The sequence below is a fragment of the Bradyrhizobium betae genome (assembly GCF_008932115.1).
In the GTDB taxonomy this organism is placed as follows: Bacteria; Pseudomonadota; Alphaproteobacteria; order Rhizobiales; family Xanthobacteraceae; genus Bradyrhizobium; species Bradyrhizobium betae.
This window is the reverse complement of sequence record NZ_CP044543.1, coordinates 3110504-3136079: the sequence shown is the minus strand read 5'-3', so window position 1 is coordinate 3136079 and position 25576 is coordinate 3110504. Positions and strand designations below refer to the sequence as shown.

The window sequence follows — 25576 nt, the reverse complement described above, 5'->3', positions numbered from 1 at the left end:
CAATGCCTTACTTCACTGCGGTCTTTTCGAACTGACGCAGCATCGTGTTGCCACGTTCCACGGCGGCATCCAGCGCCTGCTTGGCGGTCTTCTTGCCGGCCAGAGCCTGCTCGATTTCCTCCGACCAGACGTCGCGCAGCTGGACCATGTTGCCGAGCCGCAGACCGCGCGAGTTTTCGGTCGGCTCCTTGTTGGTCAGCTCGAGCAGCGGGGTCTCGAGATAGGGCTGATCCTTGTAGAAGCCCTCGGCCTTGGCTTTCTCATAGGCCGCCTTGGTGATCGGCAGATAGCCCGAGGCCTTGTGGATGTAGACTTGGCGATCGGTGTCGGAGAGGAAGGTCAGGAACTTCGCGACGCCCTTGTATTCGTCGGCCGACTTGCCGCCCATCACCCAGAGCGAAGCGCCGCCGATGATCGAGTTCTGCGGCGCGCCCTTGACGTCCGGATAATACGGCATCGGCACTGCGTTGAAGGCGAACTTGGCCTGCGCCTTGACGTTGCCGAAGAATGCCGAGGAAGTCAGGTAGATCGGGCATTCGCCGGACGTGAAGCGGCCTTCGCCGGTGTTGGTGCGGCCGGCGTAGTCGTAGGTCTTGTCCTTTTGCAGCTCGACCAGCTTTTCGAGATGCTTGACCTGGAGCGGGCCGTTGAATTCGAGCACGGTGTCGAAGCCGTCGAGGCCGTTGGCCTTGCTGGCGAGCGGCACGTTGTGCCAGGCGGAGAGCTGCTCGAGATTGACCCACGTGATCCAGGAGCCGGAGAAGCCGCAGGTGGGATGGCCGTTGTCGTGAAGCTTCTTGGCGGCCGCGAAGGTTTCCGGCCAGGTCTTCGGGATCTCGACGTTGGCCTTCTTCAGCTCGTCGAGGTTGACCCACATGACGGTCGAGGACGAGTTGAAGGGGAACGACAGCATCTCGCCCTTCGAGGTCGAGTAATAGCCGGTGATCGCGGAGAGATAGTTCTTCGGATCGAACTTCTCGCCGGCCTCGGCCATCAGCTTGTAGACGGGCTTCACGGCACCGGTCGCGGCCATCATGGTCGCGGTGCCGACTTCGAACACCTGCATGATGTGCGGGGCGTTGCCGGCGCGGAACGCGGCGATGCCGGCGTTCATCGTGTCGGGGTAGTTGCCCTTGTAGGTCGGAATGACCTTGTAATCGGTCTGCGACGCGTTGAAGTCGGTGGCGAGCTTGACGATGACGTCGTTGTTGGCGCCGGTCATCGCGTGCCACCACTGGATCTCGGTCACAGCCAGCGCCGGCGAAGCCGTCATGCCAACCATGACTGCAAATGCGGCAGCCGCCCCAAAGTGTCGAAGAGCCATCAAGTAAACCTCCCTTGGCCGTTCTCTTGGCCGTCAAAAAGATCGCTTGCGCTAGCAGCGCCATATGACGTTCACATGACTGTGTAAGCGGGAGAAACGAAAGCGGCAAGCGCTGCTAAAGGGGAGCCGTCAAATAGGCGAAGGCGACGCAGGCAGCCTCCTCCGTTCGCAGTGCACATGTATGCCCGCGCCGCAGTGCGGCATCATTGCGTGAGGAGGTGAGGGCCCCTAGCCCTTGCGCTCGGGGCCGCAGACCGTGCCTTTCTCGACCATGGCGTCGATCTCGGTCTTGGAATACCCGAACTCGCCCAGCACCTCCTGAGCGTGCTGGCTGAATTTCGGCGGCAGGCGGCGCAGGCTCGGCTTGCTGCGATCGAGCCGGATCGGCGAGGCCACGCCCTTGTACCAATCCTTCTCGATAATATCGCCGCGCGCGATCGTGTGCGGGTTCGTCAACGCCTGGTCGATCTTCTGCACCGGACCCGCGGGCAGGCCCGCGGCGAGCAGGCGATTGCACAGCGGCTCGGCCTCGTGCTGGCTGAACACGGCGGCAAGCTCGGCGCGCAGCGCCTCGCGATTGGCGATGCGGTCCTTGTTGCGGGCAAAGCGCGGATCGGTGCCGAGCTCGGGCTTGCCGATCTCCTTGGCGAGCTTGCGGAAGGTGCCGTCATTGCCGACGCCGATGAAGATGTTGTCGGTCTTGGTCGGGAAGATCGCGTAGGGAACGAGATTGGGATGCTCGTTGCCGGTGAGGCCGGGCGGCTTGCCGTGCATGAAATAATTCGCGGTGTGCGGATGCATGATGGCAAGGCCGGTCTCGTACAGCGTGGTCTCGAGGAACTGGCCTTTGCCAGAGCGCTGCCGTTCCGACAGCGCCATCAAGATGCCGATCGCCGCGTAGAGTCCCGTGCCGATGTCGACCAGCGGCACGCCGATCCGCATCGGCCCGCTCTCGGGCGAGCCGGTTGCCGCGATCATGCCGGTCATGGCCTGGATGATGGCGTCATAACCGGGATTGCCGCCGCGCGGACCGTCGGCGCCGAAGCCGCAGATCCGGCAATGCACGAGGCGCGGGAATTTCTCGCGCAACACCTCGTTGCCGATGCCCCATTTCTCCAGCGTGCCCGGCTTGAAATTCTCGATCAGGACGTCGGCCGTCTCCAGCATCTTGAGCAGCACGACGCGGCCGCCTTCGGAGGCGAGGTCGAGGCCGATCGAGCGCTTGTTGCGGTTGATGCCGATGAAATAGGCCGCGTCGTCCTCGTGGAACGGAGGACCCCAGTCGCGCACCTCGTCGCCGGCGGGTGGCTCGACCTTGATCACATCGGCGCCATGGTCGGCGAGGATCTGGGTGCAGTAGGGACCGCCAAGCACGCGCGTGAGATCGATCACGCGCAGTCCGCTCATTGCGCCCAAAACGGCTTCAGTCATGCCTTCGCTTCCCCTGTGTCGGCGTTTGATCACAGGCCTAGCGAGGTTTTTTTGTGCCAGCAATGGCTTGGTTGCGGTGGGGCATATGCAGCGCCGCCGTGCAGTCCCGCGGCGTGGCAAAATGAAACGGAAGCGGCCGGCCCAAGGGGGATCTCGGGCCAGCCAATCCGTCGTTGGATCAGACGACCGTCAGGCGAACGTCGACATTGCCGCGCGTGGCATTGGAGTAGGGGCACACCTGGTGGGCCTTCTCGACCAGCGCCTCTGCATCAGTGCGGGCGAGGCCCGGCAGCGAGACGGCAAGATCGATGTCGAGACCGAAGCCGCCTTCCGAGCGCGGGCCGATGCCGACGGTCGAGGTGACGGAGGCGTCGGCCGGCACCTTCGGGCCGCCCTGGGACGCCACGAACTTCATCGCGCCGATGAAGCAGGCAGCGTAGCCGGCCGCAAACAGCTGCTCGGGATTGTTGCCGGCGCCGCCGCCACCGCCGAGCTCCTTCGGCGTGGTCAGCTTGACGTCGAGCGCGCCGTCGAGGGTCGCAGCATGGCCGTCGCGGCCACCGGTGGCTTTTGCGCTGGTCTTGTAGAGGACGTTCACTGACATTTTCGTCTCCTCGGGTTGGGGTGCAATTCATATCGCAGGCAATTAGATTGTGCGCAATTGAAATTGCCGTACCTCACATTTAATTGTTCGCAATTGAATGTGCCGCCGCCCGGCCCCAGAATGGGGAGACCTCGTGAGATTCTCTATGCCCCGGAAATCATCGACCCTGGATCCGCAACGTCTCGACAACCAAATCTGCTTTGCGGTCTATTCCGCCGCGCACGCCTTCAACCGCGTCTACAAGCCGTTGCTGGACCGGCTCGGCCTGACCTATCCCCAATATCTCGTGATGCTGGTTCTGTGGGAGCGCGACGACGTGCCGGTGAAGGACATCGGCGAGAAGCTGTTCCTCGATTCGGGCACGCTGACCCCGCTCCTGAAGCGGCTCGAGGCCGCCCACCTGGTCAAGCGCACCCGCTCCAGCGAGGACGAGCGTCAGGTGCTGATCGCACTGACGCCGCAGGGCTACGCCCTGAAGGACAAGGCGCGCGCCGTGCCGCAATCGATCCTGGCCGCGTCGGACTGTTCGGTCTCGGAACTGGTGGCGATGAAGGACGAGATCGTCGCGTTGCGGGACAGGCTGAATGCGGTGATCGGGGAGTAGGGAGAATCAGCAGAGCCGCTTTTTTGAGAAGGCGCGGCCTGAGTGTGACTTGAGATATTTCTCGAATGCCAAGGCCTTAAGCTTGTCGGGGAAAGCGCAGTACCAGACCAGCTTCCACGGCTTGAACTTGGCAGTATGAGCGGATTTACCGGCATTATGCTCCGGAAGCCGCCGCTTCAGATCCTCGGTGGCGCCAATGTATTCTTGGTCGGGGAACTCGATGCTGCGGATGATGTAGACGTACCACATCGTTGGCTCGCACGGCGGAAGCTTAGGGATAGGGGGCGCGTCTACCAGTCCGTCTTCGCCCTTCGGGCTTCGCCGGACACCACGCTTCGCCCTTCGGGCTGTGCGCGGCTGCGCCACGCGTAGCCCGAAGGGCGAAGCGTGGTGGAGCCAGGCGGGATCGAACCGCCGACCTCTTGCATGCCATGCAAGCGCTCTCCCAGCTGAGCTATGGCCCCGTAGTCCTTAAACGGAACGATCCTGGTGGATCACTCCCGACCGGCGAGCCTGGTGACTCGCGCGGTGCACCCTTTTTCACAGATCAGGGCTGATCTCAAGTCTCTTCATCGCCTCCGACGTCACCAATGATGTCGGTGACGTCCTCATCGCCCTCTTCGTCGTCGGCGATGAAGGTCGAATCATCGTCGTCATCGTCCTCGATGGTCTCGTCGACCTCGATATCGTCCTCGGATTCGGGCACGACGGCTTTGACCTTGCCGGTGTTTTCCTCGGCGTCGGCCTCCTCGAGCGAGACCTCCTCGACCTCTGCCGGCTCCGGCGCGGTGTCAGCGGCCGGCGCATGGCGGGGTTCGGCCCGGCTCGCACGAGCCGGCGCAATCGGCGCAATCGGCACCACTTCGCCGGTATAGGGCGAGATCACCGGAGTCTTGTTGAGGTCATAGAACTTCTTGCCCGTGGTCGGGCAAATACGTTTGGTTCCGAGTTCGGACTTGGCCACGGCAGAGGAATCCTGGGAATGTCGGAAAAGCGGTGTTTCACTTGGCTAGTTGGCGGCCCGCTGTCAATAGCGCATTACGGGAGAAAGACATGCCGGTGACGGCGAGGACACCTTGTGGTACCTGCCCACGAGCTCCAAAGAGCCATCCAAGGACACAATCTTGACCCATTCCGACAAGCCGACGCCGCTCAAGTCGCGGGCCAGCGGTCCCCTGACCGGAAAAGTACGGGTGCCCGGGGACAAGTCGATTTCCCACCGCGCCCTCATCCTGGGCGCGCTCGCGGTCGGCGAGACCAGGATTTCGGGCCTGCTGGAGGGCGAAGACGTCCTCAACACCGCCAAATCCATGCAGGCACTGGGCGCCAGGGTCGAACGCACCGGAGATTTCGCCTGGAAGGTGAACGGCGTCGGCGTCGCCGGCTTCGCCGAGCCCAAGGCGCCGCTCGATTTCGGCAACTCCGGCACCGGCTGCCGGCTCGTCATGGGCGCCGTTGCGGGCTGCCCGATCTCGGCCGTGTTCGATGGCGACGCCTCGCTGCGCAGCCGCCCGATGCGCCGGATCCTGGACCCGCTCGAAAAGATGGGCGCGAAGGTCGTTTCCGGTGGCGAGGGCGGCCGTCTGCCGCTGACCGTCCAGGGCGCGCGCGATCCGCTGCCGATCACCTACAAGACCCCGGTCGCATCGGCCCAGATCAAATCGGCGGTGCTGCTGGCGGGCCTCGCCGCACCCGGCACCACCACGGTGATCGAGAGCGAGGCCAGCCGCGACCATACCGAGCTGATGCTCAAGCATTTCGGTGCCGAGATCACGTCTGTGCCGGAAGGCCAGCATGGCCGCCGCATCACGCTGGTGGGCCAGCCCGAGCTGCATGGCGCGACTGTCATCGTGCCCGCCGATCCGTCTTCGGCGGCCTTCCCGGTCGTTGCTGCGCTCATCGTCGAGGGGTCTGATGTCGTTCTGTCCGATGTCATGACCAATCCTCTGCGCACCGGCCTGTTCACCACGCTGCGTGAAATGGGCGCCTCGATCGAGGAAAGCGACGTGCGCGGCGATGCCGGCGAGCCGATGGCGCAGCTGCGCGTGCGCGCCTCGAAATTGCGCGGCGTCGAGGTGCCGCCCGAGCGCGCGCCGTCGATGATCGACGAATATCTCGTGCTGGCGGTGGCGGCCTCTTTCGCCGAGGGCACCACCATCATGCGCGGCCTGCAGGAGCTGCGCGTCAAGGAATCCGACCGGCTGGAGGCCACCGCCGATATGCTCCGCGTCAACGGTGTGAAGGTCGAGGTCTCCGGCGACGATCTGATCGTCGAGGGGCGCGGCCATGTCCCCGGCGGCGGCACGGTCGCCACCCACATGGATCATCGCATCGCGATGTCCGCGCTGGTGATGGGCTGCGCGTCCGACCAGCCGGTCACCGTCGACGACACCGCCTTCATCGCCACCAGCTTCCCGGATTTCATCCCGATGATGCGTTCGCTGGGGGCCGAGTTTTCATGATCATCGCCATCGACGGACCGGCCGCCTCGGGCAAGGGGACGCTCGGCAAGAGGCTCGCTCATCACTACGGCTATCGTCATCTCGATACCGGCGTGATCTATCGCGCGGTGGCCTACGCCCTGATGCAGTCCGGACATGACCTCAGGGACGAAGCGGCGGCGGTCGCGGCGGCGTTGGAGCTCGATCCCGAAAAATTCGGCAATCCCGCCCTGAAGACCCAGAAGGCCGGCGAGGGCGCCTCCATCGTCTCGGCCATCCCGAGGGTTCGTGAGGCCCTGGTCAATTTCCAGCGGCAGTTCGCCGCCGATCCGCCCGGTGCCGTGCTTGATGGCCGCGACATTGGAACCGTGATCTGCCCGGATGCCGATGTGAAGATCTTCGTCGTCGCCGACCCCAAGGTCCGCGCCCGCCGCCGGACCATGGAAGCCCTGGCGCGGGGCGAGGAGGCGGACGAGGCGGCCGTGCTGGCGGACATCATCCAGCGCGACGAACGCGACCAGAACCGGCCGATCGCCCCCCTGAAACCCGCCTCCGATGCTTACTTGCTAGATAACTCCCAACTGGATATAGAAGCGGGCGTCCGGGCCGCCATCGACATTATCGAGGCCGTCCGAGCGGGCCGGTCGCGGGGTTAAGCCGCTGCCGTCATTGGAGGAAGCGCCCGCTCCCGCTCTTTGAGGTCGATACGTCGGGTCCTTCGTTTCGGGACCGGCGCGATCCAGGCTCCGGACAAAGATTCCACGTATCGAATGCGCGGGCCTCAGCCGGCCCGCTTCCGCTGTTCCGGTTCAAACCGGAGCAACGAGCGGTCGCTCGAAGGTTTTGTGGACCTTCCGACACTGCGCGCCCGATACGCCCTTGAACCCAACGGCCGGCACGACATCCGCAACTGGAGAACAAATGGCTTCGACTTCCGCTGATACCTATAGCCCCTCGCGCGATGATTTCGCCGCGATGCTCGATGAGTCCTTCGCAGGTGGCAACCTGCAGGAGAGCTCCGTCATCAAGGGCAGGGTTGTTGCAATCGAAAAGGACATGGCCGTCATCGACGTCGGCCTGAAGACCGAGGGCCGCGTCGCCCTGCGCGAATTTTCCGGCCCCGGCCGTGACAGCGAGCTCAAGGTCGGCGACGAGGTGGAAGTGTTCCTCGATCGCATCGAGAACGCCCTCGGCGAAGCCGTGCTGTCGCGCGACAAGGCGCGCCGCGAAGAGAGCTGGGGCAAGCTCGAGAAGGCGTTCCAGAACAACGAGAAGGTCAACGGCGTCATCTTCAACCAGGTCAAGGGCGGCTTCACGGTCGACCTCGACGGTGCCGTGGCCTTCCTGCCGCGCTCGCAGGTCGACATCCGTCCGATCCGCGACGTTGCGCCGCTGATGAACAACTCGCAGCCGTTCCAGATCCTCAAGATGGACCGCCGCCGCGGCAACATCGTCGTCTCCCGCCGCACGGTGCTGGAAGAGACACGCGCCGAGCAGCGTCAGGAGCTGGTGCAGAACCTCGAAGAGGGTCAGGTCATCGACGGCGTGGTCAAGAACATCACCGATTACGGTGCGTTCGTTGATCTCGGCGGCATCGACGGCCTGCTGCATGTCACCGACATCGCGTGGCGCCGCGTCAACCACCCGACCGAGGTGCTCTCGATCGGCCAGACCGTGAAGGTCAAGATCATCAAGATCAACCACGAGACGCACCGCATCTCGCTGGGCATGAAGCAGCTGCTGGACGATCCGTGGCAGGGCATCGAAGCCAAGTACCCGCTGGGTGCCCGCTTCACCGGCCGCGTCACCAACATCACCGACTACGGTGCGTTCGTCGAGCTCGAGCCGGGCATCGAAGGCCTGATCCACGTCTCCGAGATGTCGTGGACCAAGAAGAACATGCACCCCGGCAAGATCGTTTCGACCTCGCAGGAAGTCGAAGTGCAGGTGCTCGAAGTCGATTCCGTCAAGCGCCGCATCTCGCTCGGCCTCAAGCAGACCATGCGCAACCCCTGGGAGGTCTTTGTCGAAGGTCACCCGACCGGTTCGGTGGTCGAGGGCGAAGTCAAGAACAAGACCGAGTTCGGTCTGTTCCTGGGCCTCGAGGGCGACGTCGACGGCATGGTCCATCTCTCCGACCTCGACTGGAAGCTTCCCGGCGAGCAGGTGATCGACAACTACAAGAAGGGCGACATGGTCAAGGCCGTGGTGCTCGATGTGGACGTCGAGAAGGAGCGCATCTCGCTCGGCATCAAGCAGCTCGAAGGCGACCCATTCGCCGAGCCGGGCGATGTCAAGAAGGGCGCGGTCGTGACCTGCGAAGTGCTCGAAGTGAAGGAAAGCGGCATCGAGGTGAAGATCACCGGTACCGACTTCTCGACCTTCATCAAGCGCTCGGAGCTCGCCCGTGACCGCAACGACCAGCGCGCCGAACGCTTTGCCGTCGGCGAGAAGGTCGATGCCCGCGTGATCCAGTTCGACAAGAAGGCCCGCAAGGTCCAGGTGTCGATCAAGGCGCTCGAAGTCGCCGAAGAGAAGGAAGCCATCGCGCAGTACGGCTCCTCCGATTCGGGGGCGACGCTCGGCGACATCCTCGGCACCGCGCTCAAGAACCGCGACAAGTAAGCGAAACGAAGGTTTCGCTGACACCAAAGCCCCGGCGCGAGCCGGGGCTTTTTTGTTGCTACATTCTCAACTGTCGTCCCGGACAAGCGCAGCGAAGCGGCGCGCCGATCCGGGACCCATAGCCCCAGGGAGACATTTGGCGAAGACCCGGAGTTACGAGCTTCGCGCGACAACTTCTCCCTGGGGTTATGGATCCCCGCGTTCGCGGGGATGACGAATGAGTTTGTGGCGACTTCCTCCGCCCTCGGCAGGCCTTGTTTTCTTCAAATTGCGCCGCAATTGATGTATCCAGATAAGCCAATGGTCACGCTGTGACGGCACAACGCGCCTGGCCTTTCATTTGGAGATATTGCGATGTCGCTCGATTCGGACATCATCGTCGATCGCCGCAGGATCCGTCGCAAGCTGACGTTCTGGCGCGTGGCCGCCGCCCTGATCGCGATCGCGGCGATCGCAGGCTTCGCGCTGATCGCGACGCCCGGCGCGCGCGGCACGTTCGCAGCCGCCGGCTCGATCGCTCGCGTTCAGATCGAAGGCCTGATCCGCAGCGATTCCGACCGCACGCAGGCGCTGGAGCGATTGGAGAATTCGCAGGCCGCCGCGGTCATCGTCCATATCAACTCGCCGGGCGGCACCACCGCCGGCTCCGAGCAGCTCTACGATTCGCTGGTGAGGCTGAAGGCGAAGAAGCCGCTCGTCGTCGTGGTCGAAGGCCTTGCCGCTTCCGGCGGTTACATCACGGCGATTGCGAGCGACCACATCATCGCCCAGCAGAGCTCGCTGGTCGGCTCGATCGGCGTGCTGTTCCAGTTTCCCAACGTCTCGGAGCTGCTGAAGACCGTCGGCGTCAAGGTCGAGGAGGTAAAGTCCTCGCCGCTGAAGGCCGCGCCCAACGGCTTCGAGCCGACCAGCCCGGAGGCGCGCGCCGCGCTCGATGCGCTGGTGAAGGATTCCTACGCCTGGTTCAAGGGCCTGGTGAAGGAACGGCGTGGCATGGATGACACGCAGCTCGAAAAAGTCGCCGATGGCCGCGTCTTCACCGGGCGCCAGGCAATCGATCTCAAGCTGATCGATCAGCTCGGCGACGAGAAGACCGCGGTGACCTGGCTGGTCGAACAGAAGGGCGTCAAGAAGGGACTCACCGTCCGCGATTACAAGCTTCAGCCGCGCTTCAGCGATTTGCCGTTCCTCAAGGCGGCGGCTGCCGTGACGCTGGAAGCGCTCGGTTTAGGCTCGATTGCGCATCAGATCGGGCAAACCGGTGTCGCGCAGGCCGTGGACCGGTTCGGAATGGATGGAATGCTGGCCCTGTGGCAGCCGGCGGCGTCAAACTGACCGGGGTCGGGCGAGCGCCAAAGGCTTTTCCCGTCTCGCGGGTGTCGAGTCAGCCCGCTTTTTCGGCATTTGTCACGTATTTTCACGACGCTCAACCTTGATTTAGCGTCTTGACAGATCACGGTATTTTCACGGAAATGGTCATCCGCACGCTTCCGGGTCCTATCTCTCGATGATCAAATCCGAACTTGTTCAGCGTATCGCCGAGCACAACCCGCATCTGTACCAGCGGGATGTCGAGAACATTGTGAATGCGATTCTCGAAGAGATCGTAGCAGCCCTCGCGCGCGGTGATCGCGTCGAGTTGCGCGGCTTCGGTGCCTTCTCGGTCAAGCATCGCCCTGCACGCGCCGGGCGTAATCCACGCACCGGCGCCCATGTGCCCGTCGACCAGAAGAGTGTTCCGTTCTTCAAGACCGGCAAGGAAATGCGCGAGCGGCTGAATCGCGACCATCCGGATCCCGGCGCGCCGGATTAAGGCCGTCGTCGACTGTCGTCCGGGCTTAACCGAACGGCCGCATGATGCGGCAGCAAGCTTGATTCAAGACGAGCGATCGCGATGCGAAAGTTCCTGACCGCGCTGATCGTGATCCCGCTGGGCCTGATCCTGGTGGCCTTCGCCGTTGCCAACCGGCATTTCGTCACGGTCTCCTTCGACCCCTTCATCTCGGACGATCCGTCGCTGTCGGTCACTCTGCCGCTGTTCCTGCTGCTGATCCTGGTGGGCGCCCTCGGGGTCCTGGCAGGCGGCTGCGCGGTCTGGTTCGACCAGCGCCACTGGCGGCGCGCGGCGCGCCGGAACGATGCGGATGCGCGGGCTGCCAGGCTCGAACTGGCCGATCTGCGGGCCCAGGCGGCCGCAGCGAAACCCGAGGTCCAGCGCCTCCCCGTCCCCGCCGGGGTCGGCCTTTACGGGCCCGTCGGGCGAGACAAGCAGCGCGCGACGTTGTAGAAGCGGCCCCGACAGAAAACCCTGTTTTCCGGCCGCGGACCTGCGGCCTCCAGCTGCTTCGAGACCATGTCCCTGCTCGTTAAAATCTGTGGCCTGTCCACGCGCGAAACGCTTGAAACAGCGCTCGACGCGGGCGCCGACATGGTGGGATTCGTCTTCTTTCCGCCGTCGCCGCGGCACGTCGCACTGGAGCTTGGCCGTGATCTCGGTCGCCAGGTGAAGCGGCGCGCCCTCAAGGTCGCACTCACGGTCGATGCCGACGATGCCACGTTCGACAACATCATGGATGCCCTGTCGCCGGACATCTTTCAGCTCCACGGCAAGGAGACCGTGGCCCGGCTGCGCGACATCAAGCAGAAGTTCGGTCGCCCGGTGATGAAGGCGCTGCCGGTCGAGACCGCCGCCGATCTCGCCGTCCTGCCCGGCTATGCTGCGGTCGCCGACCGCATCCTGTTCGACGCGAGGCCGCCCAAGGACGCAACGCGGCCGGGCGGGCTCGGCGCCCCCTTCGATTGGCACCTTCTGCAAAACCTGGAGCTCGGGCTGCCGTATATGGTTTCGGGCGGTCTCCATGCAGGGAACGTCGCCGAAGCCGTTCGGGTCACCCGCGCCGGCGGCGTCGACGTCTCCTCCGGTGTCGAGAGCGCTCCCGGCGTCAAGGATCCGGAGATGATCAAAGCCTTCATTCGCGCAAGCCGCGCCACGCAAGAATTGAGCGTCCGATGAACATCGCCAAACCAAACTCCTACCGCAGCGGCCCCGACGAGCGCGGCCATTTCGGCATTTTCGGCGGACGCTTCGTCGCCGAAACCCTGATGCCGCTGATCCTCGATCTGGAGAAGGCCTACACCGAGGCCAAGGCCGATCCGGCCTTCCAGGCCGAGATGGACGGCTATCTCAAGAACTATGTCGGCCGGCCCTCGCCGCTGTATTTCGCCGAGCGCCTGACCGAGCATCTCGGCGGCGCCAAGATCTATCTGAAGCGCGAAGAGCTCAATCACACCGGTTCGCACAAGGTGAACAACGTGCTCGGCCAGATCATGCTGGCGCGGCGCATGGGCAAGAAGCGCATCATCGCCGAGACCGGCGCCGGCCAGCACGGCGTCGCCACCGCGACATTGTGCGCGCGGTTCGGGCTCGAATGCATCGTCTACATGGGCGCGGTCGACGTCGAGCGGCAGCAGCCCAACGTGATCCGCATGGAGATGCTGGGCGCGACGGTGATGCCGGTGCAGTCGGGCACGCGCACGCTGAAGGACGCCATGAACGAGGCGCTGCGCGACTGGGTCACCAACGTGCACAACACCTTCTACTGCATCGGCACGGTGGCGGGCCCGCATCCCTATCCGATGCTGGTGCGCGATTTCCAATCGATCATCGGCAACGAGACCAAGGCGCAGATGCAGGAGATCGAAGGCCGCCTGCCGGATTCGCTGGTCGCCTGCATCGGCGGCGGCTCGAACGCGATGGGCCTGTTCCATCCGTTCCTCGACGATCCCTCCGTCGAGATCTTCGGCGTCGAAGCCGCGGGCCACGGGCTCACGCAGCTGCATGCGGCCTCGATCGCCGGTGGCCGTCCCGGCGTTCTGCACGGCAACCGCACCTATCTCCTGATGGACGCGGACGGCCAGATCCAGGATGCGCATTCGATCTCGGCCGGCCTCGATTATCCCGGCATCGGCCCCGAGCATTCCTGGCTGCACGAGATCGGCCGCGTCAACTATCTCTCCGCGACCGATGACGAGGCGCTCGCCGCGTTCCAGCTGCTGTCAAAGCTGGAAGGCATCATCCCCGCGCTCGAGCCCGCGCATGCCATCGCCAAGGTGATGGAGCTCGCACCAAAGCTTCCCAAAGATCACCTGATGGTCGTCAACCTCTCCGGCCGCGGCGACAAGGACGTCCCGCAGGTCGGCGACATCCTGAAGGGCAAGAGCAAGTGACCACGCGTATCGACACCCGTTTTGCAGAATTGAAGAAGCAGGGCCGCTCGGCCTTTGTCACCTTCCTGATGGCAGGCGATCCCGATCCGGCAACGTCGCTCGAGATCATCAAGGCGCTGCCGAAGGCAGGCGCCGATGTGATCGAGATCGGCATGCCCTTCACCGATCCGATGGCCGACGGTCCGTCGATCCAGGCCGCGGGCCTGCGCGCGCTCAAGGCCGGCATGACGTTGAAGAAGACGTTGGAGCTCGTGCGCGGCTTCCGCAAGGACGACAATGCCACGCCGATCGTGCTGATGGGCTACTACAATCCGATCTACATCTACGGCGTCGACAAATTCCTGGTCGATGCGAAGAGCGCGGGCGTCGATGGCCTGATCATCGTCGACCTGCCGCCGGAAGAAGACGAAGAGCTCTGCCTGCCCGCGATGAAGGCCGGCCTCAACTTCATCCGCCTGGCGACGCCGACCACCGACGACAAGCGTCTGCCGGCCGTGCTCGCCAACACCTCAGGCTTCGTCTACTACGTCTCGATCACCGGCATCACCGGTGCTGCGGCCGCGGACTCCTCGGCCGTCAGCGAGGCGGTTGCCCGCATCAAGCGGCATACGAAACTGCCGGTCTGCGTCGGCTTCGGCATCCGGACGCCGGAGACCGCGCGCTCCATCGCCTCGCATGCGAACGGCGCCGTGGTCGGCACCGCGCTGGTCGACGCGCTCAAGAGCAGTCTTGATGCGGAAGGCCGCGCGACCGCCAAAACCGTTAACGCCGTTGCCGAGCTGACGGCGTCCCTGGCCCAGGGCGTCAGGGGCGCGCAACAGGCGGCGGAATAGGCCATAATTCCGCTTCCAGGGCGGGCGACACGGCGGCTTGCCGGGCAACGGCCCGGCCGCCATATATCCCTTCAGGCGATCCCCGGGCGGGGGTCGCACATCGGAGCAAACCATGAACTGGCTTACCAATGTGGTCCGGCCGAAAATCCGCAACATGCTGCGGCGGGAGACGCCGGAGAATCTGTGGATCAAGTGCCCGGATTCCGGACAGCTCGTGTTCTACAAGGACGTCGAGGCCAACCAGTTCGTCATCCCCGGCTCGAACTACCATATGCGCATGGGCGCGGTGGCGCGTCTGAAGTCGATCTTCGACAACGAGACCTGGTTCGACGTCGCATTGCCTGACGTCACCCCCGATCCGCTCAAGTTCCGCGACGAGAAGAAATATGTCGACCGCATCAAGGATGCGCGCGCGCGAACCAATTTGAACGACGCGGTCAAGGTCGGCTACGGCAAGCTCGAAGGCGCCGCCGTCGTCATCGCCGTGCAGGATTTCGATTTCATGGGCGGCTCGCTCGGCATGGCCGCTGGCGAGGCCCTCGTGCGCGGGCTCGAGCTCGCGGTCGAGAAGAAGTCGCCGTTCATCGTCTTCGCCGCATCCGGCGGCGCGCGGATGCAGGAAGGCATCCTGTCGCTGATGCAGATGCCGCGCACCACGGTCGGCGTGCAGATGCTGCGCGAGGCCAAGCTGCCCTACATCGTCGTGCTGACCAACCCGACCACCGGCGGTGTCACCGCGTCCTATGCGATGCTGGGCGACGTGCAGATCGCCGAACCCGGCGCGCTGATCGGCTTTGCCGGCGCGCGCGTGATCGAGCAGACCATTCGCGAAAAGCTTCCCGAGGGTTTCCAGCGCGCCGAGTACCTGAAAGAGCACGGCATGGTCGACATGGTCGTGCACCGCCACGATTTGCGCCCGACCCTGGCGCGGCTTTGCCGTCTCCTGACAAAGGCGCCCGCGCTGGAAAGTGCATCCAAGTCAGCGCAGCCTGTCGTCAGCCCGGCGCAGATCGTATCGGCCCCGGAAGTGGCGCCGGCCGCGCCGCACGCGTGAACGCTTCCGCGGACAATGCAAAGCCGCCGCTCGGCGAATTGATCGGGCGGCTGTCGGCCCTGCATCAGAAGCGCATCGATCTCGGGCTCGAGCGGATGCACCGCCTGCTCGAGCGGCTCGGCCACCCTGAACGCAAGCTGCCGCCGGTAATCCACATCGCCGGCACCAACGGCAAGGGCTCGACGCTCGCTTATCTGCGCGCGACGCTGGAGGCGGCAGGCCTGCGTGTCCACGCCTATACCTCGCCCTATCTCGTCCGCATCAACGAATGTTTCCGGATCGGCCGCGTCGGCGGCGGCATGCTCGTCGGCGATGATGAGTTGCGTGCGGCGCTCGAAGAGGTCGAGCGCGTCAATGCCGGCGAGCCTGCGACCGTGTTCGAGCTGAAGACCGCGGCCGCCTTTCACCTGTTCGCACAGAACCCGGCCGATGTGGTGCTGCTCGAAGTCGGCCTCGGCGGCCGGCTCGATTCGACCAATGTCATCGATACGCCGGCGGCCTGCGTGATCACGCCCGTCAGCATGGATCACATGGACTTCCTCGGTGATACGCTGACCTCCATCGCGGGCGAGAAGGCCGCGATCATCAAGCGCGGCGTGCCCGTGGTTTGCGCGGAGCAGGCGCCGGAAGCGATGGCCGTGATCGAGGCGCAGGCGAGGCGCATGCGCGCGCCGCTGTTTGCCTCGAACGAGAGCTGGCATGTCAATGTCGAGCACGGGCGCCTGGTCTATTCCGACGAGCGTGGCCTGATGGATCTCACCGCGCCGCGCCTGTTCGGTCGTCACCAGTTCGACAATGCCGGCCTCGCGATCGCGACGCTGCGCGCGATTCCCACATTCAAGGTCGATCATGCGGCGTTCGAGGCCGGCATCGTCGGCGCGGAATGGCCGGCGCGGATGCAGCGCATCACCTCGGGCGAGCTGCTCGGCCTCGGACCGCAGGGGTCGGAGCTCTGGCTCGATGGCGGCCACAATGCGGAGGGCGGCCGCGTCGCGGCGGCGGCGCTTGGTGATCTCGAAGAGCGGGTGTCGCGGCCGCTGGTGGTGATATCAGGCATGATGGCCAACAAGGACGCGCAGGCCTTCCTCGCCAATTTCGCCGGCCTCACCCGTCACATCATCGCGGTACCGATTCCCGACATCGAAAACGTGATGCCGGTCGACCGGCTCGCGGACGCCGCGCGCAGCCTCGGCATGCGCGTCGAGATCGCGCCCGGCATCGAGGCCGCATTGCGCGGGCTGTCGAAGCTCGCCTACGAAGTGCCGCCGCGAATCCTGATATCAGGCTCGCTCTATCTCGCCGGCCATGTGCTTGATATCAACGGCACGCCTCCTGCATAGGTAGTTTCGTGTCCCGGACGCGCTGCAACGCGCAAGCGTTGCTGCGCAGAGCCGGGACCCAGAATGCCGCCACATGGGCCCCGGCTCTGCAGCGCACCACACTCGACGATGCTTCGCATCGCGAGGTACGTACTGCGCCGCGTCCGGGGCACGAGAGTGAGAATGCCGATGCGTTTTGCCGCGATAGCGGACGTCCATGGAAACCACCTCGCGCTGGAAGCGGTGCTTGCCGACATCCACGCGCAAGGCATCTCCGACATCGTCAATCTCGGCGACATGCTGAGCGGCCCGCTCGATGCGCGGCGAACCGTCGAGATCCTGATGAGGATCGACGCCGTGCACGTGCTCGGCAATCACGATCGCTATCTGCTCGACCGCCCGCCGGAGAAGATGGGCTCGTGGGATCGTCCCGCCTACGACGCGCTCGATGCTGCGCAACTCGACTGGCTGCGCGCGCAGCCGAAGACGCGCGTCTTTCGTGATCAGGTGTTTCTCTGCCATGCGACGCCCGGGAATGACGAGGTCTATTGGCTCGATACCGTGCATCCCGATGGTACGGTGGCGCTATCGCCGCTGGACCGGATCGAGCAGTTCGCGCAAGGCATCACGCAATCGCTGATCCTGTGCGCCCACACCCATCTCGCTCGTGCGGTGCGGCTTCGCGATGGCCGGCTGATCGTCAATCCCGGCAGTGTCGGCAGCCCCGGCTATCGCGACGTGCATCCATTCCCGCATGTCGTCGAAGCCGGCACGCCGCACGCGCGCTATGCGATCCTCGAATTGGCGGATGGTGCCTGGCAGGTGACGTTCCGCCACATCGCCTACGATCATGAAACGATGGCCGCGCTGGCACGCCGCAACAATCAACCCGAACTGGCGAACGCGCTGGCGACGGGGCGGATCAAGTAGCCCCTCCGTCATTCCGGGGCGATGCGAAGCATCGAGCCCGGAATGACAGGCATCTGGCTTTGGGCAAGGCCAAAACAAAACGGCCGGCTTTCGCCGGCCGTTGCACAAACTCTTGCGCGCCGCGGATCAGACCGCCGACGTGATCCACTGCTGGAGCTTCGCCTTCGGCGCTGCGCCGACCTGGCGGGAGGCCATCTCGCCGCCCTTGAAGATCATCAGGGTCGGGATCGACATCACGCCATACTTCGACGCGGTCTTCGGGCTCTCGTCGACGTTGAGCTTCACGATCTTGACCTTGTCGCCCATCGCGCCGGCGATCTCGTCGAGCGCGGGGGCGATCATGCGGCAGGGGCCGCACCACTCGGCCCAGAAATCGACGACGACGGGACCGTTCGCCTTGAGCACTTCGGCTTCGAAATCGGTGTCGGAAACCTTGCCAACGGCCATGGGAGTACCTCGTTCGGTTGAAAGAGAATCGGCGCGACCTGGAATCGCGCCGGGGATCATGGAGCCAACCTATGAACGGCCCCTTGCCGGGTCAAGGACGCTCACGCCGACATGAAGGGATGCCAGCGCCGCGTCCAGCGCGGGGGCTGAAATCTCCATATATTCAAGGGCCTCGGTCCAGAGCAGGACGGTCCTGACCGGCTTTTGGGGATAAAGCCGCGCCAGCACCGCCCGGTACAGTGCGAGCTGCCGGACATAGGCGGCAGGGGCTTCCGCGGCGTTTTTGGGCGCGGCCTGATTGGTCTTGAAATCGACGATCAGGACCTCGTCCGGACGAACGACCAGCCGGTCGATCTGCCCCGACACCAGCGCCGGGGCGCGGCCCGGCCGCTCCAGCCGGCCGACGATGGCGACCTCCGCCCGGCTGCCGGCTGCAAAGACGGCTGCGAAGCGCGGCTCGGCGATCAGGGCGAGCACCTTGTCGGCCAGCGCCGTGCGGTCGGCCTCCGGCCAGTTCGCGGCGTTGCGCGCCATGAAGCCGAGCGCGGCCTCGCGCCGGCGCTCCATGGCAATGTCGGGCAGGGATTGCAGCAGCCGGTGCACCAGCGTGCCGCGTTGCAGCGCCAGCGCGCGAGACTGGACTGATTCGCCTGATCGCACGCTGCGGCCCTCCTCGGCCGACTGGCCGGAGGGACGCACCGGATCGTCGTCGATCATCTCGCGCGGCGCCGGCGTCCGCAGCCAGCCGGGCAACGCGATCGTCTGGTCCACCGCTGTGGCGGGCGTGCCCTGCGCAGCGACATCCTCGGGCCGGGCGAACCTCGTCACCTTGCCGAGCGGCGTCTCGATCGTCTGCTTGTCGAGGCCTGAGCCTTTGAGCCCGGTGTCGATCAGGTCGTACCAGCTCAGCTTGCGCACCGTCTTCATGTTGCCAGGCATGCAGCCGCCGACGATCAGCCGGTCGGCCGCGCGCGTCATCGCGACATAGAGCAGGCGGCGATATTCGTCTTCGGTCTCCTCGATCATCGCCTTGCGCCCGTCGGCGACGGGCTTCGGATCATCCGCCTTGCGCCCCGCCCAGACCACGACCTCGCCGCCATTGCCGCGCGGCACGTGGATCAAGCGGACCCGCTGCGAATCCGCCGGCGAGGACGTGGTGTCGACCATGAACACAACGGAGGCCTCGAGGCCCTTGGCGCCGTGCACCGTCATCACCCGCACCTCGTCGCGCGAGATCTCCATGTCGCGCTTCACCTCGGTGTCGGCCGAGCGTAGCCAGGCCATGAAGCCCTGCAGCGAGGCCGGCGCCTTGCGCTCGTAGTTCAGTGCGAGCTCCAGGAACTCGTCGAGCGCGTCGTTGGCCTCATGGCCGAGCCGTCGCAGGATGCGCGCGCGTCCGCCGTCGCCGCCGAGCAGCCAGCCATAGAAGGCGAATGGCGTTTCATCGCGTGCGCGCGCTTCGCAGGCTTCGAGCCGCCGCAGCACGGTCGTGAATTTCTCGCTTCCAGCCGCATGCACGCCCAGCGCGCGGCGCAGCGATCCCTTGCGATCATGGGCGAGCTGAAACAGATCGTCGTCATCGAGCCCGAACAACGGGCTCTTCAGCGCCACCGCGAGCGCGAGATCATCCTGTGGCAGCAGCAGTGCGTCGGCGAGGTTCATCAGATCGATGATGCCGATATGCTCGGTGAGCTTGAGCCGGTCGGCGCCGGCGACCGGGACGCCCGCGTGCTTCAGCGCCTGGATCACCGCGTCGAACGCATTGCCGCGCCGGCGCACCAGGATCAGCATGTCGCCATAGCGCAGCGGGCGCCGCTCGCCTTCGTGTCCGGTCAGCGTGCCGCTCTCGACCAGCCGCTTGATCTCGGCCTGGATGCGGCGGGCGAGCTTGACCTCGGGGCTGGTGACGGCGACGCCGTCGAACGGCGCACGCCAGCCCTCGATGTCCTGCCTGTCGTCGGCTTGCGCCAGGTCCCACAGCTCGATCACGCTCGGGCCAGCATCGGCGAGCGCGTTATGCAGGGGATGGCCGATCTCGACGGAATGGATGCTCTTGTAGATCGCGGGATCGCGGAAGACGTGGTCGACCGAGTGCAGGATCGCAGCGCCCGAGCGGAACGAATAGGTGAAGGCGACGGGATCGAATTTCAGCCCGGCCGCGGTGAACTTGCGGTGCAGCTCGCGCCGCCGCGCGTCGAACTCGTGCGGGGCCGCGCCCTGGAACGAGAAGATCGACTGCTTCTCGTCGCCGACCGCGAAGACCGTGCGGTTCAGCCCCTCGCGCGCGCCTTCGCCGGCCGTGAACTCGGAGATGATGTGCGCGACGATGTCCCATTGCCGCGGGCTGGTGTCCTGGGCTTCGTCGATCAGTACGTGGTCGACACCGCGGTCGAGCTTGTAGTGCACCCAGCCCGAAGCGACGCGGTTCAGCATCGCCAGCGTCTTGTCGATGAGGTCGTCGTAGTCGAGCAGGCCGCGCTCCTGCTTCTCGCGCCGATAGTTTGCGGCGGCTGCGGTCGCGATGTGCAACAGAGCTGCGGTGCGGTCGCGCATGGACACCGCGCGGCGCTTCTCGATCAAGCCGCTGACGCGCTGCGCCTCATTCTCGAACAGGCGCGCGACGGACGGGTTGTGCTCGCCAAATTTCTTGGTCAGCACCGCCTTGCGCGGCAGCTTCTCGTCGGTGAGGAAGACGCCGAGATAGGCGTCGACCTGCGCGGCGCCGGAAAACACCTTCGCCTCGCGGAGCCGGCTGGCCTGGTCGTTGTCGGACTTGCTGCCGTCCTCCAGCGCAAACGCGATGTCGTCCCAGCGCGATCGCGGCAGGAACGGGCCGTCGAGAATCTCCGTCTCGACGTGTTCGATGCGGTCGCTCGCATCCACACCCAGCGCCGCCGCCATCTGCACGGCCGCCGCTTCCGCATTGCCGGCCTCGTCGGTCCAGGCCATGAAATGGTCGCGGCTGAGACAGGCCTCGCGCACGACCTCCTTGAAGGTGACATCGGCGGCGCTCGCCATCGCGGTCAGCAGCGCGCGGCCGGTGACGCTGTCCGGATCGCGCGCGGCCTCCAGCAGCACCTTCAGATTGGCGCGCTCCATCATGTCGGTCTGGTCGCGCTCGTCGATCACGGCGAAGCGCGCGGGAACGTTGGCCTCGAACGGGAATTGCTGGAGCAGTCGGGTGCACAGCGCGTGGATGGTCTGCACCTTCAGCCCGCCCGGCGTCTCCAGCGCACAGGCGAACAGCTTTCGTGCTTCGCGCCGCAGTTTTGCGGTGGGAAACGGGATCCCGACCGCGACAATGGCCCTCGTGAGCGCATCGTCGTCCAGCGTCACCCAATGGCCAAGCGTGGTGAACACGCGCTCGGCCATGTTAGCCGCGGCAGCCTTGGTGAAGGTGATGCAGAGGATCTTTTCCGGTGGCACGCCCGACAGCAGAAGGCGGATCACGCGCTGCACCAGCACGTGCGTCTTGCCCGAGCCGGCATTGGCCGACACGAAAGCCGACGCGGTCGGATCGGACGCACGCGCCTGACGCGCGCGCACCTCCTCCGGGATGGGGCGCGGCAGCTTCACCATTCCTCGATTCCCAAACCGCCGGCCGCGGACCATTCCTTGATCCGGGCGAGATCGTCATAGGTGCCGTAGCGGTTGGTCCACATCGGCAGGTTCAGCGAGGTGTAGGGCTGGTTCTCGTCGTCGAAGGCGCGGATCAGTACCTCCAGCTTGGCCCTCGCCTCCGCGGCGGCGGTGTCCGGCGGCTGCGGCTCGTCGCTCTGCTTGAACTTCAGCTCGAGGATGCGTTCTTCGCCCGGCGGATTGTTGCCGCTCAGGCGGACATAGACCAGCTGGCTCACCGAGGAGCCGGCATCGATATCGGGAAAACCGCCCTCGCGCAGGATCGCGGCTTCCAGCGTGAGCTGCGGTGACAGGCCCATGCGGACCTGCTTGCCGGTCGGCGGCTGTCCGGTCTTGTAGTCGAGGATGGCATAGCCTCCGCCCCGACGCCGTTCGATGCGATCGGCGCGTGCAGTGAGAATGAAGCTGCGCTCGTTGTCGAGCCCGATCGAAATCCTGCCCTGGGTCTCCGCCGTGATCGTCTCGATCGCCTCGCGCCGCACCGTCTCCCATTCGCCGAACCAGCGCGCGATGCGCTGGAAGCGCGGCCACCACAGCGCTTTCGCCTCGGGCCGCTCCATCAGCGGCGCGAAATACTTCTCGCCGATCGCGCGCAGCACGCGGGCGGGATCGGCGGGCAGATGCGTGGAATGGGTTTCCGTGAACTCGCCGAGCGCATCGTGAATCGCCGAGCCGCGGTCGGCGGCCGACAACGGCATGTCGACGGGATCGAGCGCGGCGAGCTTCAGGATGCGTTTGGCGTAGATGGTGTAGGGATCGCGCAACCAGTCTTCTATTTCGGTCACCGACATTCTCATCGGCCGTGTCGCGCGCGGTGGTCGCGGCTCGGGCTGCTTGACCGGTTCGACCTCCTCGGGCTGGTCGAGCGCTTCGGCGAATTTCACGTATTTTTCGCCGGCGCGAATGGCCGCTTTCCAATGCTCCTCGCCCGCGACGGCCTCGAGCCGGTGCAGGAAGCGCGAGGCCACCGCCGGTGCGCCGCCGGCCTTGGCGGAGTGGGTGAGAATGACTTCGCCGCCGCCGAGCAGCTGCGCGAAATCGTGGGCGGAAAGGCCGATGCGGCGCTCCGGCAGGTCGAGGCCGAGCTCGTGCCGCATCGGTCGGCTGAGCCAGGGATCGATGCGCGGCGCCGGCGGCCAGACGCCTTCAATCAGGCCGCCGACGATGATGCGATCGGCTTGCATCAGGCGCGATTCCAGCGGGCCGTAGATCTGCAGCCGCGCGCCGGGCTTGTCACGCCGCCGCACGGCGCGGTCGCCGAAGGCTGTCTGGAACAGTTCGGGATAGTCGGCCAACTGCACCATCAGCCCGCTGGTCGTGCCGCCGCGCAGCAGATCGTCGAAGGCGCCGGCGAGCGCGAGGCCTTCGCGCTCCTCGAAGGCCAGCGGGATACCCTGCTCGTCGCGCGACAGCTCGATCAGGATCTCGCGATGCCGATGCGCGAGTTCGGCGAAGTCATACGGTTTTGATGATGCCAGGCTCTCGATCGGTGCCAGCACCTTTTGCAGGATATCGATCAGCGCCTGGATCCGCTCGATGTCCGGCGCCTTGAGACGCGCGCGCGGCTCGGCGTGATGGAGTGAGGAGACCTCCTTGCGCTCGAGCTTCGCAAGCTCCTCGCGGAAGCGGTTGAATTCCCGCAGCAGGCCGGCCGTGCCAGCGGGTGGCCGCGTCCCGCGCAGGAGCGCGAGCTCCAACCCTTCGATCGCCGTCTTCCACGCGCCGGGCGCGCGGCCGAGCCGGCACAGCGGATGCTTCAGCATCGCCAGCAGCGTCGGCGGCTCCAGGCCCTTGGTCGCCGCCTCCGCCGCCAGACGTGCGAAGGTTCCGGCAGACGTTTCCATCAGCACGTCGCCGCCGGAATCGTCGAAGGCGAGATCCCATCGAGTCAGCGCCGCCATCACCCGCCGCGCCAGCGCGCGGTCCGGCGTTACCAGCGCCGCCGATTTTTCGAGATGCCGCGCCTCGCGCATCGCAATGGCGATTGCGAGTGCTTCCATTTCAGGATTGGGGGCTTCGACGACGGCGAGATCTGTCATGCCGCCGGCGATCCTGGCGGCGACATCCGGCTGCTTGAGCCGGTCGTACCAGACCTCCGTCCTCGTGGACGGCCGCATCGATTCCGAGGCCAGCAGGTCGCGGCCGCCGTCCGCGGGCGACTGGAGGATCTCGACGTCGCCGCGCTTGATGCCAAAACGATCCAGCAGCGCATGCAAGGCATATTGCGGATGGTTCGAGGCCGGATGCTCGACGAATTTTCCGAGTGAGTCGCGCACGCCGCCGATAGTCCGCCAGGCGTCGTCGTCGAGATCGGTGTCGAGGCCCGGCAGCACGACGGCGCCGTGCGGCAGCGAGGCGACCGCATGCAGGAATTTTGCGGTGGCCGGCATCGAGCCGGTTGATCCGGCCGCGATCACGGGGCCACGGGGATGCGTAGTCAGCCGGTTGGCCTCCGCCGCGATCAGGAGATCGCGCCGCGCCGCAGGCTCGATCCGGTTGATCTCTGCGAGGTGGCCGGGCCAGGCGATGCGCGCGATGCGCAGGAATTCGAGCGAATGCTGCCAGTAGCGGTCGAGCATATCAGGCACGAGGCCGTCGAGCGCGCTCCAGTCGACGCCGCGCGTGACCATGTCGTCGATCAGGCGCGCGAGGTCGCCGGCCAGCGCCAGCGTCGAGGCCGGGCCGCCGACCACCAGCGGCGACAACACCGGGCCCTTGGCCCAGGCGGCGACGAGCTGCGCCAGCGTCAACCGCCGTTCGAGCTCGCCGAGCCGCGGCGGAATGTCGAGCGGCGTTGCGCCGGAAAACTGCTCGCCTTCGTCGGCGAAAGCCAGCTCGTCCTCGTCGATGTCGCCGAGCGCGACGATGCGCGGCAGCACCACGGCATCGGCCTCCATCTCGTCGAGGAAGATCTCGCGGACGACGCGCATGGCGCGTCGTGTCGGCAGGTACAGCGTGGCATCGGCCAGCCGCGCCGGCTCCTTGCGCGCCTCGAATCCGTCGACCAGCCGGCCGTCGAGCAGGGCCGTGACGACCGTGCGCAGGAACGGAACTGAGAGGGGAACGCTGAAAACGCGCATGGCTGCCTGATTCGAAGGATCAGGCGCCAATATAGGGAGGCGGACTCAAATGGATATGGGTGGAGGGGAGATCATCCCCGCTGTTCGTCGGGCAGGGACAGGTGTCATCATCCGCGAAGGCGGATGATCCAGTATTCCACAGGCGGTAAAGTCCTGGCCGAGAAGCCGCGGCGTACTGGATGCCCCGCCTTCGCGGGGCATGACAGCGGTGCGAGTGGCGGGCGGCTTACGCCACGCTCTCCAGAAACGCTTCTTCCGCCGCGTGCACCGCATCGGGCGTCCCGACATGCATCCAGACCCCGTCGAGGCGCAGGCCGAACAGCCGGTCCTGCTCGTTCGCGCGGTCGAACATTCTGGTCAGCGAGAATTCGCCCTGCGGCGCATCGGCGAAGATCGACGGGGACAGGATCGCCGCGCCCGCATAGACGAACGGAACGACCTCCTTTTCCTTGCGCTTGCGCAGGGCGCCGTCGGGCAGCATGCCGTAATCGCCGCGGCCGCTATAGCCGATGCTGGTCGCGGTCGGCGCCATCAGCAGCAGGATGTCCATCCGCGCGGGGTCGAAGTTTTCCGCAAGCCGCGCCAGATTGGAGCGCACGCCGTCGATCCACAGCGTGTCGGAATTGACGTGGAAGAACGGCGCGTCGCCGAGCAGCGGCAATGCCTTGACCACGCCGCCGCCGGTGCCGAGCACCTGGTCGCGCTCGTCGGAGATGGTGACGCGCGGATGCTGGCGGGACGCGACGTGATTGATGATCTGGTCCGGCAAATAGTGCACGTTGACGACGGCCTCGGTCACACCGGCCTCGCCGAGCTTGTCGAGCACATGGTCGAGCAGCGGCTGGCCGGCCACGGGCACCAGGGGCTTGGGCATCTTCTCCGTCAACGGACGCATACGCAGGCCGAACCCCGCGGCGAGCACCATGGCTTTGGTCGGTTTGACGGACATCCTTCGCTTTCCTGGACTCGTCTCTGTCAGATTCCTGAAATTCGTATTCGCGGCAATCCTAGCACGGGC

Annotated in this window: 22 protein-coding genes and 1 tRNA gene; 13 read left to right on the top strand and 10 right to left on the bottom strand. The window is 65.5% G+C overall.

What is annotated here, in order from left to right; all coding sequences use genetic code 11:
• Positions 1-7: 7 nt before the first annotated feature.
• The 3 genes from ugpB to F8237_RS14935 all read right to left on the bottom strand — a co-directional run bounded on the left by ugpB (position 8) and on the right by F8237_RS14935 (position 3359).
• A complete protein-coding gene (gene ugpB / locus F8237_RS14945; RefSeq protein ID WP_151645723.1) occupies positions 8-1324 on the bottom strand; it encodes a sn-glycerol-3-phosphate ABC transporter substrate-binding protein UgpB in 1317 nt (438 codons plus the stop codon).
• 228 nt (positions 1325-1552) lie between these two features.
• Entirely contained in the window at positions 1553-2755 is a 1203-nt protein-coding gene (locus tag F8237_RS14940) for a CaiB/BaiF CoA transferase family protein (RefSeq protein WP_151645721.1), read from the bottom strand.
• 178 nt (positions 2756-2933) lie between these two features.
• Entirely contained in the window at positions 2934-3359 is a 426-nt protein-coding gene (locus F8237_RS14935) for an organic hydroperoxide resistance protein (protein WP_151645719.1), read from the bottom strand.
• A 145-nt stretch (positions 3360-3504) separates the two neighbouring features.
• On the opposite strand from F8237_RS14935, the gene F8237_RS14930 reads away from it, so the two are divergent.
• On the top strand, positions 3505-3963 hold the full coding sequence (locus F8237_RS14930; protein WP_151645717.1) for a MarR family winged helix-turn-helix transcriptional regulator: 459 nt from the start codon (positions 3505-3507) through the stop codon (positions 3961-3963).
• Positions 3964-3969: 6 nt separating this feature from the next.
• Here F8237_RS14930 and F8237_RS14925 read toward each other — a convergent pair whose 3' ends face one another.
• The 3 genes from F8237_RS14925 to F8237_RS14915 form a co-directional block, all read right to left on the bottom strand.
• Positions 3970-4212 (bottom strand): GIY-YIG nuclease family protein, encoded by a 243-nt coding sequence (locus F8237_RS14925; RefSeq protein ID WP_151645715.1) that lies wholly within the window; start codon positions 4210-4212, stop codon positions 3970-3972.
• A gap of 139 nt (positions 4213-4351) precedes the next feature.
• A tRNA-Ala gene (locus tag F8237_RS14920) sits at positions 4352-4427 on the bottom strand.
• A gap of 95 nt (positions 4428-4522) precedes the next feature.
• Positions 4523-4927: a TIGR02300 family protein gene (locus tag F8237_RS14915; protein ID WP_143842650.1), complete on the bottom strand. Its 405-nt coding sequence runs from the start codon at positions 4925-4927 to the stop codon at positions 4523-4525.
• A 160-nt stretch (positions 4928-5087) separates the two neighbouring features.
• On the opposite strand from F8237_RS14915, the gene aroA reads away from it, so the two are divergent.
• From aroA to F8237_RS14850, 12 genes are all read left to right on the top strand, one after another.
• A complete protein-coding gene (gene aroA, locus F8237_RS14910; RefSeq protein ID WP_151645713.1) occupies positions 5088-6425 on the top strand; it encodes a 3-phosphoshikimate 1-carboxyvinyltransferase in 1338 nt (445 codons plus the stop codon).
• Positions 6422-7060 carry a (d)CMP kinase gene (gene cmk / locus F8237_RS14905; RefSeq protein ID WP_151645711.1) on the top strand — a complete coding sequence of 213 codons (639 nt, stop codon included), beginning with the start codon at positions 6422-6424 and terminating at the stop codon, positions 7058-7060. The genes aroA and cmk overlap by 4 nt, the downstream gene beginning before the upstream one ends.
• A 265-nt stretch (positions 7061-7325) precedes the next feature.
• Positions 7326-9029 (top strand): 30S ribosomal protein S1, encoded by a 1704-nt coding sequence (gene rpsA / locus F8237_RS14900; protein ID WP_014438737.1) that lies wholly within the window; start codon positions 7326-7328, stop codon positions 9027-9029.
• A gap of 354 nt (positions 9030-9383) precedes the next feature.
• Entirely contained in the window at positions 9384-10364 is a 981-nt protein-coding gene (gene sppA / locus F8237_RS14895; RefSeq protein WP_151645709.1) for a signal peptide peptidase SppA, read from the top strand.
• 172 nt (positions 10365-10536) lie between these two features.
• On the top strand, positions 10537-10842 hold the full coding sequence (locus F8237_RS14890) for an integration host factor subunit beta (protein ID WP_007598410.1): 306 nt from the start codon (positions 10537-10539) through the stop codon (positions 10840-10842).
• A gap of 81 nt (positions 10843-10923) precedes the next feature.
• A complete protein-coding gene (locus tag F8237_RS14885; RefSeq protein WP_151645707.1) occupies positions 10924-11316 on the top strand; it encodes a DUF1049 domain-containing protein in 393 nt (130 codons plus the stop codon).
• A gap of 66 nt (positions 11317-11382) precedes the next feature.
• Entirely contained in the window at positions 11383-12042 is a 660-nt protein-coding gene (locus tag F8237_RS14880) for a phosphoribosylanthranilate isomerase (protein ID WP_151645705.1), read from the top strand.
• Positions 12039-13256 carry a tryptophan synthase subunit beta gene (gene trpB / locus F8237_RS14875; RefSeq protein WP_151645703.1) on the top strand — a complete coding sequence of 406 codons (1218 nt, stop codon included), beginning with the start codon at positions 12039-12041 and terminating at the stop codon, positions 13254-13256. Before F8237_RS14880 ends, trpB begins: the two co-directional genes overlap by 4 nt.
• Positions 13253-14089, top strand: coding sequence for a tryptophan synthase subunit alpha (trpA, locus tag F8237_RS14870; protein ID WP_151645701.1), 837 nt, complete (start codon positions 13253-13255; stop codon positions 14087-14089). Before trpB ends, trpA begins: the two co-directional genes overlap by 4 nt.
• A gap of 112 nt (positions 14090-14201) precedes the next feature.
• A complete protein-coding gene (gene accD, locus F8237_RS14865; RefSeq protein ID WP_151645699.1) occupies positions 14202-15143 on the top strand; it encodes an acetyl-CoA carboxylase, carboxyltransferase subunit beta in 942 nt (313 codons plus the stop codon).
• Entirely contained in the window at positions 15140-16483 is a 1344-nt protein-coding gene (locus tag F8237_RS14860; protein ID WP_151645697.1) for a bifunctional folylpolyglutamate synthase/dihydrofolate synthase, read from the top strand. The genes accD and F8237_RS14860 overlap by 4 nt, the downstream gene beginning before the upstream one ends.
• A 168-nt stretch (positions 16484-16651) precedes the next feature.
• The gene (locus F8237_RS14850) at positions 16652-17392 is read left to right on the top strand and encodes a metallophosphoesterase family protein (RefSeq protein WP_162006375.1); all 741 of its coding nucleotides are present in this window, start codon (positions 16652-16654) and stop codon (positions 17390-17392) included.
• Between the two features lie 126 nt (positions 17393-17518).
• On the opposite strand, the gene trxA is transcribed toward F8237_RS14850, so the two are convergent.
• The 4 genes from trxA to F8237_RS14830 form a co-directional block, all read right to left on the bottom strand.
• Positions 17519-17839 carry a thioredoxin gene (trxA, locus tag F8237_RS14845; protein ID WP_007598398.1) on the bottom strand — a complete coding sequence of 107 codons (321 nt, stop codon included), beginning with the start codon at positions 17837-17839 and terminating at the stop codon, positions 17519-17521.
• 69 nt (positions 17840-17908) lie between these two features.
• Complete coding sequence (gene addA, locus F8237_RS14840) at positions 17909-21418, bottom strand: double-strand break repair helicase AddA (RefSeq protein WP_162006058.1); 3510 nt, start codon at positions 21416-21418, stop codon at positions 17909-17911.
• Entirely contained in the window at positions 21412-24558 is a 3147-nt protein-coding gene (addB, locus tag F8237_RS14835; protein ID WP_151645691.1) for a double-strand break repair protein AddB, read from the bottom strand. The genes addA and addB overlap by 7 nt, the downstream gene beginning before the upstream one ends.
• Positions 24559-24784: 226 nt before the next feature.
• Entirely contained in the window at positions 24785-25507 is a 723-nt protein-coding gene (locus tag F8237_RS14830) for a nucleotidyltransferase family protein (RefSeq protein ID WP_151645689.1), read from the bottom strand.
• Positions 25508-25576 lie beyond the last annotated feature (69 nt).

Excerpts from the sequence above, each read along its gene's own strand:
- addB (WP_151645691.1), bottom strand. The coding sequence starts at position 24,558 with ATGCGCGTTTTCAGCGTTCCCCTCTCAGTTCCGTTCCTGCGCACGGTC.
- F8237_RS14880 (WP_151645705.1), top strand. The coding sequence starts at position 11,383 with ATGTCCCTGCTCGTTAAAATCTGTGGCCTGTCCACGCGCGAAACGCTT.
- F8237_RS14890 (WP_007598410.1), top strand. The coding sequence starts at position 10,537 with ATGATCAAATCCGAACTTGTTCAGCGTATCGCCGAGCACAACCCGCAT.
- rpsA (WP_014438737.1), top strand. The coding sequence starts at position 7,326 with ATGGCTTCGACTTCCGCTGATACCTATAGCCCCTCGCGCGATGATTTC.
- sppA (WP_151645709.1), top strand. The coding sequence starts at position 9,384 with ATGTCGCTCGATTCGGACATCATCGTCGATCGCCGCAGGATCCGTCGC.
- accD (WP_151645699.1), top strand. The coding sequence starts at position 14,202 with ATGAACTGGCTTACCAATGTGGTCCGGCCGAAAATCCGCAACATGCTG.
- F8237_RS14940 (WP_151645721.1), bottom strand. The coding sequence starts at position 2,755 with ATGACTGAAGCCGTTTTGGGCGCAATGAGCGGACTGCGCGTGATCGAT.
- F8237_RS14930 (WP_151645717.1), top strand. The coding sequence starts at position 3,505 with ATGCCCCGGAAATCATCGACCCTGGATCCGCAACGTCTCGACAACCAA.
- F8237_RS14925 (WP_151645715.1), bottom strand. The coding sequence starts at position 4,212 with ATGTGGTACGTCTACATCATCCGCAGCATCGAGTTCCCCGACCAAGAA.
- trpB (WP_151645703.1), top strand. The coding sequence starts at position 12,039 with ATGAACATCGCCAAACCAAACTCCTACCGCAGCGGCCCCGACGAGCGC.
- F8237_RS14850 (WP_162006375.1), top strand. The coding sequence starts at position 16,652 with ATGCGTTTTGCCGCGATAGCGGACGTCCATGGAAACCACCTCGCGCTG.
- cmk (WP_151645711.1), top strand. The coding sequence starts at position 6,422 with ATGATCATCGCCATCGACGGACCGGCCGCCTCGGGCAAGGGGACGCTC.
- F8237_RS14885 (WP_151645707.1), top strand. The coding sequence starts at position 10,924 with ATGCGAAAGTTCCTGACCGCGCTGATCGTGATCCCGCTGGGCCTGATC.
- F8237_RS14935 (WP_151645719.1), bottom strand. The coding sequence starts at position 3,359 with ATGTCAGTGAACGTCCTCTACAAGACCAGCGCAAAAGCCACCGGTGGC.
- ugpB (WP_151645723.1), bottom strand. The coding sequence starts at position 1,324 with ATGGCTCTTCGACACTTTGGGGCGGCTGCCGCATTTGCAGTCATGGTT.
- trxA (WP_007598398.1), bottom strand. The coding sequence starts at position 17,839 with ATGGCCGTTGGCAAGGTTTCCGACACCGATTTCGAAGCCGAAGTGCTC.
- addA (WP_162006058.1), bottom strand. The coding sequence starts at position 21,418 with ATGGTGAAGCTGCCGCGCCCCATCCCGGAGGAGGTGCGCGCGCGTCAG.
- F8237_RS14830 (WP_151645689.1), bottom strand. The coding sequence starts at position 25,507 with ATGTCCGTCAAACCGACCAAAGCCATGGTGCTCGCCGCGGGGTTCGGC.